Genomic DNA, 12,944 nt, shown 5'->3' on the forward strand with positions numbered 1-12,944 from the left:
GCATGTCATCGTGTTTCTCATCAAGGAGAACGTCTTGAAGATTTTCATCACAGGTGCAAGCGGTTTTATCGGCGGCTCGATTGCGGCGCATCTGGCGCGCGCCGGCCACACCGTGCGCGGTTTGATCCGCAACCCCGAACATAGCGCCGAGCTGACGCGGCTTGGTATCGAACCGGTAATCGGCACGCTCGACGACCGCGTGTTGCTGATCGCCGAAGCGCAAGCCGCCGACGCCGTCATCAATGCCGCGAGCAGCGATCATGAAGGCGCGGTGAAGGCGCTGATCGACGGACTCGCGGGCTCCGGCAAAACGTTTCTGCATACGAGCGGTTCGAGCATCGTCGGCGATGCGTCGGGCGGCGAAGCGGGTCAGGCGCGTATCTATCACGAAGACGCGCTGCCCGAGCCGACCGCGGACAAGGCCGCGCGCGTCGCGATCGATCAGCTCGTGCTCGATGCCGCGCAGCAGAATATTCGCTCGGCCGTGTTGTGCAACACGCTGATTTACGGTCACGGCGCAGTGCCTGGCAGCGCGAGCGTGCAACTGCCGCGCCTCGTGCGTCAGGCGCAGAAGAGCGGCGTGGTGCGTCATGTGGGCAGCGGCGGCAACATCTGGTCGAACGTGCATATCGACGACGTCGCCGAACTGTATCGCCTCGCGTTGGAGAAGACGCCGGCGGGCACCTTCTACTTCGTCGAAAGTGGCGAGGCGTCGTTCCGCGAGATGAGCGCGGCGATTGCGCGCGCGATGAAGCTCGGCGAGCCGCAAGACTGGCCGCTCGAAGAAGCGCAAAAGGAATGGGGCTATGAAATGGCCTCGTATGGCCTCGGCTCGAATAGCCGCGTGCGCGGCGAACGCGCCCGCAAGCTGCTTGGATGGCAACCGAAGCGCACGTCAGTGATCGACTGGATCGAGCACGACATGGTGTCCCCCGCGAGGACTTCGTCCGCGGCGTAAGCCAAGGGGATTGCCTCCGGGGCGCCCCTCCAAGAGGACTTCTTCCGGGCGCCTATGGCGCCCTCCAGGGCGTAATTAGTGTAAGCGTCGCCGTTGCGAATCCGTAAGCTCGACTCGATAGAATCGCGCTCACCTGATCGTGCGATTCGACAATCCGAGCCGCACATGAGCCCGGATTTGTTCGATGACTTTGGCGCTGAATTTCGATTGGCTAACTAATCTGCTGGCGATTCTCTTCGTCGTGGCGTGTCTCTACGATGCACGCTACGACGAATACGGTACGTTGACGCTGTCGGCGGCCGCGATGGGACTCGTCGTGATGGCGATCGAGTTGTTCCTCAGGCCCGCCTTTGACATGTCGCTCTGAACATGAGCGCAAGCCGTTCCGTCAAACCGCGACTTCCGGCGGCGCCTGACGAAAACAGCGCGTGATCCAGCCGAGATAGCACAAGCCCAACACGAACCACACCGCGCCGAGCACCAGCGCCGTCTTCTCCAGACTCACCAGCAACCACACGTCCGCGAGTGCGCCAGCCAGCGGGAACAGCAACCCGCCGATCACGCCCATTGCATTCGCACTGCCCTTCGCGTTGAAGAACTGGCGGATCACGCAGAGATTGACAGCCGTGAACGCAAGGAACGCACCGAAGTTGATGAACGACGTCGACGTTGCCACATCGAGCTTCAAGGCGACCAGACCGATGGCGCCCGCGATCGCGATGTTCAGCGCCGGTGTCTTGAACTTCGGATGCACGAAACCGAAGATGCGTTTAGGCAGCACTTCATCGCGGCCCATTGCATACAACAGACGTCCCACGCTCGCCTGCGCCGAGATGCCCGAGGCGAACTGCGCGAGAATCAGGCCCGCCAGGAACACCGTGACAAAAATATCGCCGCCCACTTTGCGCGCGACTTCGAAGGCGGCCGAATCCGGGTCCTTGAACACCGCGCCAGGATGCGCGAGCTGCACCGTGTACGCCGCGATCACGAAGATCGCGCCGCCGATCAGCGCGATCAGCACGATGGCGCGCGGCATGGTCTTTTCAGGGGCGATGGTTTCTTCCGTCAGCGTCGAGACCGCATCGAAACCGAGATACGAATACGCGGCGATCGCGGCGCCCGCCATCGTCGCCGAGAGCGGCACGTGCGGCTTGAAGAACGGCTCGGCCGAAATGAGGCCGCCGGGTCCGACGGCCGCCGTCACATAGTGGCAGCACAGCACGACGAACAACGCGACGATCGCCAGTTGCACCACCATCAGCACGATGTTGAAACGGTTCGCGAGTTCGATGCCGAAAATGTTCAGCGCACTGGTCAGCACGATGAACGCGACGATCCAGATCCAGCTCGGCACGTGCGGAAAAGCGGCGCTCAGATAAGCGGCACCGATCAGCCAGATCACCATCGGCAGGAAAAAATAATCGAGCAAGGTGGCCCAGCCGATCATGAAGCCGAGATGCGGGTTGAAGCTCTTGCGCGTGTACGTATAAGCTGAACCGGCGACCGGGAAGAGCCGCGCGAGCTTGCCGTAACTGAGCGCGGTGAACACAATCGCAATCAGCGCGATCAGGTAGGCGAGCGCCGCGGTGTCCTGGCTGGCGCTCGCCAGCACGCCATACGTCCCGTAGACGATCAGCGGCGCCATGTAAGCGAGGCCGAACAGCAGGACGGAAGGCAGGCCGAGTGTGCGCTTCAGATGCGCGCTGCGCGGGGCCGCGGATTCGGCGGCGGATGATGGTGATGAAGTCATACAGTGTCTCCTCTTGCGAATGGACAAGCGTCGCCCCGGGCGCGGCATGGCACGCGCCCCGGTCGAGCCGGATCGATCGGACTTGCTGGCAGCGCGGGATTCGCGCCGATTGTCTTTGCCTGATGTGCCGGGCTTGTGCGCACCACTGTTTGAGCGGCACGCGGGCCCGGTCGTGTTTCTGTCGAGCGTTCGCCGCTTCAGCGCGCGCGAATCACGCGCGCCTGTTGTCCTTGTGCACCGTCAACGGTAGCAAGATCGAGCGCAATGCGCGCGTCGTGCAGGTAGCGATAGTGTTCGCGCGCGCCTTCAAGACGCGCGCGGTCGAGCGTCGCGCGCAGCACGGTTTCCTGCTGGCCGGCGTCGCACACCACGTCGCCGAACGGATCGATCAATGCCGATTCGCCGGAAAACGTAAGGTTGTCGTCGCCGGGACCGATACGATTGACGAGCGCCGCGAACATCTGGTTTTCCATGGCGCGCGCCACGATGGCCCGGCGATGCACTGGCCCGAATGGGTCCATGTTGCCGTTGGTCACGATCAGCAGATCGGCGCCGAGCGAGGCGACCGCGCGCGCTGTTTCGGGAAATTCGATGTCGTAGCAGATCAGCAGACCGACGGTCATGCCCTTGAAGCTGCATACTTCGTAGCGGTCGCCCGGTTCGAATACGCCGACGTCCGACGCCCACAGGTGCGTCTTGCGATAGCGCAGCGCAATCTCGCCGCGTTCGTCGACCAGCACCGTGGTGTTGAAAAAGCGGCTGCCGTCGCGCTCGGCGAGGCCTACCGCCACCGCCACGCGTGCTTCACGCGCCGCATTGCGCACGGCGGTGAGCGAAGGACCGTCGATGGTTTCCGCCACGTCGCCGACGTTATGGCGCGTCGGGAAGCCCGACAGCGTGGTCTCGGGAAACACGATCAGATCGGTTTCGGCCGAACGCTGGCCGATGATTTGCAGCACGCGTTGCACGTTCGCGCCGCCGACGCCCACGGCGCCGTCCACGACGGGAATCTGTGCCAGTTCTAGTTGAAGCATTGTGTCTCCTTGCATGCTGATTCGCTGCGCTTTGAACAGCGGCTGTTTTCAACCGCCCCGCGATCAGGTTGGGCCTATTATTACCAGACATATTTTTGTTCGTAATTACCCTGCTGGGTTACCCTCATCGGAGCACGCATGGAACTCGAATGGCGCGATCTGGCCTTTCATCGCGAGATCGGCGCGGTTATCGACGCCCTCGATAGCGCGCAATTCTGGACTCGCCTCACGCGCGCGCTGGAACGCTATGTGGCCTTCGACAATTGGGTCGCGTTGCGCCTCACCCCCGGCGAGGCACCGCTCGTATGCGCCGAATCGCCGATGCCGGACGGCACCGTGGACGCGATGTTCCAGGACTATCTGGCCGCGCTCTATCAACTCGATCCGTTCTATATCGCCGCTACCGAGAAGCCCGCGTCGGGCTTTGTCACGCTAGCCGATGTCGCGCCCGACAACTTCTCGATGACCGACTACTACCAGCGGTACTTCAGGAAGAATATCGTCGGCGACGAAGTGCATTTCAACTACATGATCGACACGCGGCACACGCTCGCCTTTTCGCTCGGCGCGACGCATCGCTATGGCGAGCGTGATCTGGCCGTGCTGGCGCTGTGCGCGCCATGGGTGATTGCGCTGTTGCGGCAACGCTTGCCGTACGAGGCATTCGATGCGGCGCGGTCGGCCCTCACCGAGGCCGGCACCGAAACGGCAACCGCAACGGAGTCGCTCGTGCCCACGGACACCCCCGCCTACACCGCGCGTTTCGAACAGGTCGCATCATCGGGCGGCCGCGCATCGCTCACGGCGCGCGAGGTGGAAGTGGCGATGCTGACCTTGAGTGGATTTTCGACGCGTGCCATCGCGGAGAAACTGACGATCTCGTTCGAGACCGTGCGCGCGCACAAGAAGCACATCTATACGAAGCTGAACGTCAATTCACAGTCGGAACTGTTCGCGCTCTTTTACGAAGCGGGACGCCAAGGTACATGACGTCCCCCCTTTTTTGACGCAGGCCTGAGTTAGCGCCGCGGTCCGTCAGTCAAGAACCGCACGCGGCGCAACCGCCTTGCGGCTTCTCTTCATAGCGGTCGTGATGCCTGACCCAGTCGGTCAGACTGTGGTCTTCATTGCGGCCCTTCGGCGTGACGTCCAGATGCGCGTAGGTGTTGATGAAACGTTCGTCGCCGCGTCCATAGCAGGAATACGTGTGATACACGTCGCCCTTCTCGTCCTTGTAGAACACGCTGTGGCCGTGTTGCTCGTCGATGCCGACGTCCTGCTCGGTGAAGTTGTAAAACGCCTTCTTGCTCGCCAGCTGTTCAGGCGTGAACGACACGTGATAGTCGAAATTGAAATCGCTGCCGGCCGATGACACCCACGGGAAGGTCCAGCCCATGCGTTTTTTGAAACCCTCGATCTTCGCGAGCGGTGCATGCGACACCGTCACGTACGAGACATCGTGATGTTCGAGATGCGTGACGATCCCCGTCATGTGATCCGACAGGAACGAGCAGCCGACGCAACCCTCTTCCCAATCCGCGCCCAGCATGAAGTGATAGACGATCAACTGGCTGCGTCCGTCGAACAGATCGGCCAGCGTCTTGCGGCCCTGGGGTGTATCGAAGGTATACGTCTTGTCGACCTTGACCCAAGGCAGCGCGCGGCGTTTGCGCGCGAGTTCATCGCCGGCGCGCATGTGCGCTTTTTCTTCGGCTAACAATGCCCTGCTGGCGGCCAGCCATTCCTCTCTCGAACCTGTATGGTGTTGCGGTTCCATATGCGTCTCCTTCTCTGCTTCGTGCAGACTAACGAATACAAACGAACTCACGCCACGTAGCGTTCCAGCGAATCGATCCCATCGGTCCAGCCGCGGCGATGATCCTCGCACTGCGCATCGTCGGCGAGACGTTCGTGCGTGAGCGTGAGCCATGTGGCGTCGCCGTCCGGTTCCAGAAGCAGCGTGACCTGCGATTCATGTTCCGGGCTGTAGCGCCACACCCATGTGAAGACGAGCTTGCGGTCGGGCACCACCTCAAGATACCGGCCACCGACCTCGACCTCGTTGCCGTCCGGCTTGCGATAGACGATCGCGTAGCGCCCGTCGACGCGCACATCCAGTTCCGCGCGCACCACGTCCGCACCGCCCGGATGCATCCACGTCATGAATTGCGCCGGTTCCGTCCAGGCGCGGAAGACTTTGGCGGGCGAGGCGTTGAGACGCCGCTGGAGGGTGAGGCTGGGCTGGGTGGACATGGGGCTTGTTCCTCTTCGACGAAAGCGGCAAGACGATCGAGTGATTCGGACCAGAAGCGCTGATAGCGGCCAAGCCATTCCATGGCTTCTTCCATCGGCCCGGCGGACAGGCGGCACGCCACCGTGCGGCCGGTTTTGCTACGCGTGATGAGACCCGCCTCGGACAGCACGTCGAGGTGTTTCATCACAGCGGGCAAGGACATTGCAAACGGCTCGGCGAGTTCGCTAACCGACAGATCTTTCGACGACAGACGCGCGAGCAACGCCCGCCGTGTCGGGTCGGACAGCGCGGCAAAGGTGCGATCCAGTAGCGCTTCGTTAAACTTAACCATGAGGTTAAGTATAGAAACGAAGCGATGGATGTCAAGGCCAGGTACGCGTTTTCGTAAAGCGGGTGGAAAGTAAAACGGGGAGCGCGGCAAAAAAGATACGCGACGCGCCGCGGATGAAGCCCGCAACGCGCCGCGTCAAAGGTGGAGAACAACCGACTACAGGCTCGAGCAAAGCGGCCGGAATCGCACCACTCCGCTCTCGCTTTCCAGCACAGATTCAACAGATTGATAGTGAAACCCGGCGAGGCCCAGGCAACGCCCGTGCCCATGACGTGACGATCAGATCGCCCAGCCACCGAGATAGAAACCGACCAGCACGACGGCGATGACAACCGTGCCCACGTTCAGCTTGCGATATTCGCCGCTGACCACGCGGCCGATCACCAGCGTCGCGAAGCCGAGCATGATGCCCGTCACGATGTTGGCGGTCAGCACGATGAACACCGCGCACATCAGGCCCGACATCGAGTCGACCATATCGTCCATATGCAGCTTGCTGACGTTCGAGAGCATCAGCAAACCCACGTACATGAGTGCGGGTGCCGTCGCATACGAAGGCACGAGGGCGGCGAGCGGCGAGAAGAACATCACGACGAGGAACAGCAGGCCGACCACCGCTGCGGCCATGCCCGTCTTGGCACCTGCCGCTACGCCGACCGTCGATTCGATATACGCAGCAGCCGGTGCGCCACCGAGCAGGCCCGAGAAAATCGAGCTCAGCGAGTCGGCCGTCAAGGCGCGGCCACCGTTGATGATGCGGCCGTTTTCGTCGAGTTGCCCCGCTTGTCCCGCGACGGCGCGGATCGTCCCGGTGGCGTCGAACACCGCGGTCATCACGAGGGCCAGCACGCTAGGCAGAACCGCCATCGACAACGCGCCCTTGATGTCCATCGCGCCGATCAGCGAAGCGTGACCCGGTGCGCTGAGCGACGGCACCGCGAACACGCCATGAAACGACATGGCCGGATCGATCACGAAGGCGATCGCCGAAATCGCCACGATCACGATCAGGATCGAGCCCGGCACGCGGCGGCGCACCAGACCGAAGATGGCCGCCAGACCCGCCACCGACATGATGGCCGGCAAGGCTGTGATGTTGCCCAGCGCGACCGGCAGACCGGCGCCCGGATTCTTCACAACGAGGCCCACGTCGTTGGCGGCGATCAGCAACAGGAACAGGCCGATGCCGATCCCCGTGCCGTGCGCGATGCCGGTCGGCAGATTGCGTAGAATCCACGAACGCACGCCCGTCACCGAGATCGCGGTGAACACCACGCCCATCAGAAACACCGCGCCGAGCGCGACGTTCGGATGCAGGCCTTTGCCGAGCACGAGGCCGAACGCGGTGAACGCCGTCAGCGAAATCGCGCAGCCGATTGCGATCGGCAGGCGCGCCCACACGCCCATCAGCAGCGAGCCGAAAGCCGTGGTCAGACACACGGCGACGAACACCGCGCTGGTGTCGAAGCCCGCTTTGCCGAACATGCCCGGCACGACGAACACGGAATAGACCATCGCGAGGAAGGTCGTGATGCCCGCGACGATTTCCTGACGCTGCGAACTGCCGCGTGAAGAGATTTCGAAATAGCGGTCGAGAAAGCCCTTTCCGTCGAATGATTCGGCGCCGACTTCAGAAATCGGTTGGGCGTGGGGTTCCATCATGATGAGTGCCTCCTTTATCAGCGTACTGAAGCAGCCGCCGGTGCGGTCGCCATCAGGGTCGTCTCGTTGCGTTGGTTTAGTGTGGGATGGGGCTTTTTGCTGTCTCGAAATGTAGGGCAACACAAATATATCTCCCATCGCATGGATGGCATGCCTGACATGTCGCGATGCTTATATCCTTTAAGGGACGCCAAACCGGCTTCACCGTCCGCGTGTTTACACCTACGGTTTGTCATGAAGATGTGAAAGGGTTTTGAGGGTTTTCACGCGTGAAAACAGAGTTCGACGAGCCAGTGAATCGGCCAGGCGCGGCATGAACCGTGCTTGGGGCAACCTGTCAGATCGCCTGCAAAACCGGGGCCGCCCGACGTCGCGGGTTACACTCTGGCCCGTACCTGTTTTAACTGCGGCGGCTCACTGCGCCCGTCCGCACCGGCCCATGGAGTCCTTCTTGATGAGCGGCGGTTTTTCGCGTCCTGCCTGGCGTCTCTTGATTCTTGCTGTGTTCGCGCTGTTCGCGCTGTCCGGTTGCAGCCTGCTGTGGGGCCCGCAGCAGGCGCCGATCGTCGACGCCACGGTGATGCCCGTCGAGCCGGCCAGCGCGCCGGTGGCCGCCTCCGCGCCCGAACCGGTCGAGACCGAAGCGGCCGAACCCGAGCAATCGAGAAAGCCGAAGAAGCCGGTCGTCAAGCCGCACAAGGTCGAGCCCCCGCCGCCTGTTGTTACGGCGCCTCCGCCGCCCCCTCCGCCGCCCCCGCCGCTGATCGTGCTGCGCACCATCGAGCGCAACGAGGCGCGCGCGCTGCTCGACAGCGAAGTGCAGAAGCCCGACGGCAAAGTGGTCGGACGCGCGGTCGATCTGATCGCGGACGCCGGCGGCAAGCCGCGTGAAATGGTCGTGAATCTGCAAGGCTTCCTGGGTGTCGGCGACCGCAAGGTGAACTTCCCGTGGAGCGCGTTCCGCTTTACGCCGACGGCGAAGGCCGCGCCTATCACACTCAATGCCGCCGCGGTTCCGGCGAACGCCGCCAAAGCCGCCGCAGTTGCCGTGCAATTGCCGCTGATCGACGCCACCGTCGAGCGCTCGAACGGTGCCAAGGTCGGCCGCGTGATCGACGTGCTGATCGATGCGAATGCGCAGCCGCAGGCGGTCGTGCTCGACGTCAACGGCATGGTCAGCACTGAACGACGCACGATTGCCGCCAACTGGTCGGCGCTGCGCTTCGTGACCAAGGACAAGGAGCTGCATCCGCTGATCGATTTGAGCGATGCGCAGATCAACGCGACACCGCCATACGCAAGCGACAAGCCGATTCGCGCGGTGTCGCCGGCGCCACCGCCTGCGCCCGCGCCGGCTCCTGCTTCCGCGCCCGCCGCTGTTGCGGCGCCGGCTGCCGCGGCCACGTCCACGGCGGTTTCCAACGCACGGGCGGCCCGATGATCGGCCGCACTCTGGTAACGGCGCGCAGCTTGCGCGCGCTCGATTGGCTGAATTTTTTCGTCGCCAATGTGCAAACGGGTTTTGGACCGTTCATCGCGTCCTATCTCGCCTCGCATAAATGGACGCAGGGCGAGATCGGCATGGCGCTCTCGGTGGGCACCATCAGCGCGATGGTGAGCCAGGTGCCCGGCGGCGCCGCCGTCGATGCCTTGCGCAACAAGAAAGGCGCGGCGGCCTGGGCAATCATCGCGATCATCCTGAGCGCGGTGCTGCTGGCCGTCAGCCCGACGGTGCTGCCGGTGATCGCCGCCGAGGTCTTTCACGGCTTCGCGAGTTGCATGCTGACGCCGGCGCTCGCCGCGATCTCGTTCGCGCTGGTGGGACGGGCGAATCTCGGCGACCGGTTGGGGCGCAATGCGCGCTGGGCGTCGATCGGCAGCGCGGTCGCGGCCGGCCTGATGGGCGTGTTCGGCGAGTACTATTCGCCGCGCGCGGTGTTCTGGCTGACCGCCGCGCTTGCCGTGCCCGCGCTCTTCGCGCTGACGATGATCCAGCGCACCGACACCGTCGAGTTGCCCAAGTCCGCGCCGACGCCGCAGCAGATCGAGCGGCGCGAGAGTCTGCGCGAGTTGCTGCGCGACAAGCGGATGCTGTTGTTCGCGGCGTGCATCGTGCTGTTCCATTTGTCGAATGCGGCGATGCTCAATCTCGCTGCCGGCGAAGTGACGGCCGGCATGGGTGATAACGTGCAACTCGTGATCGCGGCGTGCATCATCGTGCCTCAGGCGATCGTGGCGATGATGTCGCCGTGGGTCGGACGCTCGGCCGAGCGATGGGGACGTCGGCCGATTCTGCTGCTCGGGTTTTCTGCGTTGCCGATACGGGCGTTGTTGTTTGCTGGGATCAGCAGCCCTTATTTGCTTGTGCCGGTGCAGATGCTCGATGGGCTGAGTGCTGCGGTGTTTGGGGTGATGCTGCCGTTGATTGCCGCCGATGTGGCTGGCGGTAAGGGGCGCTATAACCTTTGTATTGGATTGTTTGGGTTGGCGGCTGGGATTGGGGCTACTTTGAGTACTACCGCTGCTGGGTTTGTCGCCGATCGTTTTGGCAATGCTGTTAGCTTTTTTGGATTGGCCGCGGCTGGGGCGTTGGCTGTTTTGCTCGTGTGGGCAGCGATGCCGGAGACTCGCGATGCGGCGGCTGAGGATGAGGCGCCAGTGGCGGATGGGGGGAAGTCGGCGGTGCGGTGATGGTGGGTTTTTTGGCTGTGTTGTTGGCCTTTCCTTGATTGGTTAGTGGTCTATTAGCGTTGCCCCTGTGCGGGGCGGCACTTACTTCTCTTTGCCGGCCGCAAAGAGAAGTAAGCAAGAGAAAGCGGCTCAAACCGCTAACTCATAAGCGGGCCCCCCGCACAGTCGCGGTAGTGGTGCATCTGGAATCTGTGTTCTCGCACATTCGGTGCTTGTGACAAGGCCGTCATTCTTCCGGCGGCGCTGCGCGCGCCGTCGTGGTGCTTCAGCAGTCCGCGATCTGGGGTTGGTCGACTTATTTCCTGTCGGCTCGATGTTTGTGCCCGATGACGCGGGAATGTATTTATACGGATTCCTGAGTTGCCTGCCCTCGGCCTGCCGATATCACGTTGAAAGAGTAGATAACGAGCGGCAAAAATGGTGGTTCGAACGGTCGCGCGCAAAAAATCAGACATTCCGACCGCGCGCCCTACGAGCTGCCCCGCGAGAAAACTACCAACAACTCGACGAAACGTTCAAACGCAAAGCCGCCAACGGTGCAACGACCTCGACGGCGCGCGCAGCGCCGCCGGAAGAATGACGGCCTTGTCACCAGGGCGGAATGCGCGAGGGCACAGATTCCAGATGCACCACTACCGCGACTGCGCGGGGGACCCGCTTAAGAATTAGCGGTTTGAGCCGCTTTCTCTTGCCTACTTCTCTTTGCGGCGGCAAAGAGAAGTAGGTGCCGCCCCGCACAGGGGCTACGCCAATAGACCACTAAGAACACAAGGAAAGGCCAACGCCCTAAAGAACACAAACCAAACCCGCCACGCAGGCCCCCCCCAAAAAAACCACTACCCAATATCTTGCCCAGCAGTCTCCCGCATAAACGGCAACGGCAACAAAGAAACCACCCCACACCCAATCAGATACCACGCCGGCGCGAGATTACTCCCCGAAATCTGAATCAACCACGTAGCAAAAAACTGCGCAAACCCACCAAAGATAGAAACCCCGAGACAATAAACAATCGACATCCCGGTAGCGCGAATCTCACGAGGAAACATCTCCGGCAGCATGACGATATTAGGCACAGCGGTAAACGCAACGAGCACAGCCAACCCTGCGACCACGGACAACAAAACCGGCACCGTCGGCGAAGCATTGATCATCATGAAGGCCGGATAAACCGCCACGATCAGCAACACCCGCGAAACCCACAACACGCGCTTACGCCCAACCCGATCCGACAACGCCCCGGCAACCGGCGAACAGATCACCGTCACCACCGCAGCGGTCCACGCAGCCCAGAGCGCCGACGACATCGGCAAATGCAAGATCCTGATCGCGTAGGTCGACAGATAAAACAGCACGATATAGTTCGCCACCGTGCCACCGATCGTCGTCAACACGCCCGTCGTAATCACGCGCGAATGCTCGCGAAACAGCTTGCGCACCGGCTGCGAGGCGGGCTGCAAACCCGGCTGCGAAACCGCCGCGCCATCTTCAACACCAGGCAGCGTCTCATTCAGATGCCGCCGAATATAAATGCCAATCGGTCCCATCGCCATGCCGATCACAAACGGCACGCGCCATCCCCAACTCTCCAGCGCCGCATTCGAAAGCGCCGCCGCCAACGCGACACCCAGCAACGATCCGCACACCGTGTTCAGCCCTTGGCTCACGAACTGCCAACTGCCGTAGAACCCGCGCGTCTCATTGCTCCCATACTCCAGCAACAGCGACGTCGACGCCCCGACCTCACCACCCAGCGCAAAGCCCTGAATCAACCGCGCGAGAATCACCAGCAGCGGCGCGGCAACACCGATCGCCGCATAAGTCGGCGCGAACGCGATGATCGCCGAGCCGAGCGTCATCAGCCACAGCGTGAGGCTCATCGCGGCTTTACGGCCGGCGCGATCCGCATACGCACCAAGCACGATGCCGCCCACCGGACGCATGATGAAACCGACGCCGAACGTGCCGACCGCCAGCATCAGCTGCGCGAGCTGCCCTTCCACCGGGAAATACAGCTTGCCGATGATCGTCGCGAAGAAGCTATAGATCGTGAAGTCGAAAAACTCGAGGCCGTTGCCCAGCGTGATGGCGGCAATCGCCTTGGCGTGGCTCGTGCGTTCGACAGGCTGCACGGCCGGCGTGCTCTGCATGCTCAACGCGTCGGTGCCTGCGGGTTGCGGTGTGGCGGAATAATCCATCTGTGTCTCCGTGATGTTCTTCCTGCGAATGCACGGCGGCTTTGCCCGCTTGTGCAAACGCCGTGG

General features: G+C 62.4%; 12 protein-coding genes. 5 read left to right on the forward strand and 7 right to left on the reverse strand.

Features of this window, described 5'->3' with window-relative positions; translation table 11 throughout:
* Positions 1-34 precede the first annotated feature (34 nt).
* The gene (locus PQR42_RS09705; RefSeq protein WP_408386067.1) at positions 35-958 is read left to right on the forward strand and encodes an NAD-dependent epimerase/dehydratase family protein; all 924 of its coding nucleotides are present in this window, start codon (positions 35-37) and stop codon (positions 956-958) included.
* Positions 959-1,142: 184 nt separating this feature from the next.
* Positions 1,143-1,325: a hypothetical protein gene (locus PQR42_RS09710; RefSeq protein ID WP_012432554.1), complete on the forward strand. Its 183-nt coding sequence runs from the start codon at positions 1,143-1,145 to the stop codon at positions 1,323-1,325.
* A gap of 21 nt (positions 1,326-1,346) precedes the next feature.
* Here PQR42_RS09710 and PQR42_RS09715 read toward each other — a convergent pair whose 3' ends face one another.
* Both PQR42_RS09715 and PQR42_RS09720 read right to left on the reverse strand, forming a co-directional pair.
* Entirely contained in the window at positions 1,347-2,708 is a 1,362-nt protein-coding gene (locus PQR42_RS09715) for an APC family permease (RefSeq protein WP_408386065.1), read from the reverse strand.
* Between the two features lie 197 nt (positions 2,709-2,905).
* Entirely contained in the window at positions 2,906-3,742 is an 837-nt protein-coding gene (locus PQR42_RS09720) for a carbon-nitrogen hydrolase family protein (protein WP_408493626.1), read from the reverse strand.
* Positions 3,743-3,880: 138 nt separating this feature from the next.
* Here PQR42_RS09720 and PQR42_RS09725 point away from each other — a divergent pair, with 138 nt between their 5' ends.
* Entirely contained in the window at positions 3,881-4,732 is an 852-nt protein-coding gene (locus PQR42_RS09725; protein ID WP_408386061.1) for a helix-turn-helix transcriptional regulator, read from the forward strand.
* A gap of 49 nt (positions 4,733-4,781) precedes the next feature.
* Here the strand turns inward: PQR42_RS09725 and PQR42_RS09730 are convergent, their stop codons facing one another.
* The 4 genes from PQR42_RS09730 to PQR42_RS09745 all read right to left on the reverse strand — a co-directional run bounded on the left by PQR42_RS09730 (position 4,782) and on the right by PQR42_RS09745 (position 7,989).
* On the reverse strand, positions 4,782-5,519 hold the full coding sequence (locus tag PQR42_RS09730; protein WP_408386059.1) for a DUF899 domain-containing protein: 738 nt from the start codon (positions 5,517-5,519) through the stop codon (positions 4,782-4,784).
* Between the two features lie 47 nt (positions 5,520-5,566).
* The gene (locus PQR42_RS09735) at positions 5,567-5,995 is read right to left on the reverse strand and encodes an SRPBCC family protein (protein WP_408207880.1); all 429 of its coding nucleotides are present in this window, start codon (positions 5,993-5,995) and stop codon (positions 5,567-5,569) included.
* Positions 5,902-6,327: an ArsR/SmtB family transcription factor gene (locus tag PQR42_RS09740; protein ID WP_041758365.1), complete on the reverse strand. Its 426-nt coding sequence runs from the start codon at positions 6,325-6,327 to the stop codon at positions 5,902-5,904. Before PQR42_RS09740 ends, PQR42_RS09735 begins: the two co-directional genes overlap by 94 nt.
* A gap of 279 nt (positions 6,328-6,606) precedes the next feature.
* Complete coding sequence (locus PQR42_RS09745; protein ID WP_408248383.1) at positions 6,607-7,989, reverse strand: NCS2 family permease; 1,383 nt, start codon at positions 7,987-7,989, stop codon at positions 6,607-6,609.
* Between the two features lie 454 nt (positions 7,990-8,443).
* Between PQR42_RS09745 and PQR42_RS09750 the strand changes: the two genes are divergently transcribed.
* Together PQR42_RS09750 and PQR42_RS09755 are read left to right on the forward strand one after the other, a co-directional pair.
* On the forward strand, positions 8,444-9,430 hold the full coding sequence (locus PQR42_RS09750) for a PRC-barrel domain-containing protein (protein WP_408208122.1): 987 nt from the start codon (positions 8,444-8,446) through the stop codon (positions 9,428-9,430).
* On the forward strand, positions 9,427-10,680 hold the full coding sequence (locus PQR42_RS09755; protein WP_408207885.1) for an MFS transporter: 1,254 nt from the start codon (positions 9,427-9,429) through the stop codon (positions 10,678-10,680). The genes PQR42_RS09750 and PQR42_RS09755 overlap by 4 nt, the downstream gene beginning before the upstream one ends.
* Positions 10,681-11,516: 836 nt before the next feature.
* On the opposite strand, the gene PQR42_RS09760 is transcribed toward PQR42_RS09755, so the two are convergent.
* Entirely contained in the window at positions 11,517-12,878 is a 1,362-nt protein-coding gene (locus tag PQR42_RS09760) for an MFS transporter (protein WP_408386057.1), read from the reverse strand.
* Positions 12,879-12,944 lie beyond the last annotated feature (66 nt).

Origin of the sequence: Paraburkholderia sediminicola, assembly GCF_046027355.1 — a bacterium.
GTDB classification, from domain to species: Bacteria; Pseudomonadota; Gammaproteobacteria; order Burkholderiales; family Burkholderiaceae; genus Paraburkholderia; species Paraburkholderia sediminicola_B.

Excerpts from the sequence above, each read along its gene's own strand:
- PQR42_RS09710 (WP_012432554.1), top strand. The coding sequence starts at position 1,143 with ATGACTTTGGCGCTGAATTTCGATTGGCTAACTAATCTGCTGGCGATT.
- PQR42_RS09715 (WP_408386065.1), bottom strand. The coding sequence starts at position 2,708 with ATGACTTCATCACCATCATCCGCCGCCGAATCCGCGGCCCCGCGCAGC.
- PQR42_RS09720 (WP_408493626.1), bottom strand. The coding sequence starts at position 3,742 with ATGCTTCAACTAGAACTGGCACAGATTCCCGTCGTGGACGGCGCCGTG.
- PQR42_RS09725 (WP_408386061.1), top strand. The coding sequence starts at position 3,881 with ATGGAACTCGAATGGCGCGATCTGGCCTTTCATCGCGAGATCGGCGCG.
- PQR42_RS09730 (WP_408386059.1), bottom strand. The coding sequence starts at position 5,519 with ATGGAACCGCAACACCATACAGGTTCGAGAGAGGAATGGCTGGCCGCC.
- PQR42_RS09735 (WP_408207880.1), bottom strand. The coding sequence starts at position 5,995 with ATGTCCACCCAGCCCAGCCTCACCCTCCAGCGGCGTCTCAACGCCTCG.
- PQR42_RS09740 (WP_041758365.1), bottom strand. The coding sequence starts at position 6,327 with ATGGTTAAGTTTAACGAAGCGCTACTGGATCGCACCTTTGCCGCGCTG.
- PQR42_RS09745 (WP_408248383.1), bottom strand. The coding sequence starts at position 7,989 with ATGATGGAACCCCACGCCCAACCGATTTCTGAAGTCGGCGCCGAATCA.
- PQR42_RS09750 (WP_408208122.1), top strand. The coding sequence starts at position 8,444 with ATGAGCGGCGGTTTTTCGCGTCCTGCCTGGCGTCTCTTGATTCTTGCT.
- PQR42_RS09755 (WP_408207885.1), top strand. The coding sequence starts at position 9,427 with ATGATCGGCCGCACTCTGGTAACGGCGCGCAGCTTGCGCGCGCTCGAT.
- PQR42_RS09760 (WP_408386057.1), bottom strand. The coding sequence starts at position 12,878 with ATGGATTATTCCGCCACACCGCAACCCGCAGGCACCGACGCGTTGAGC.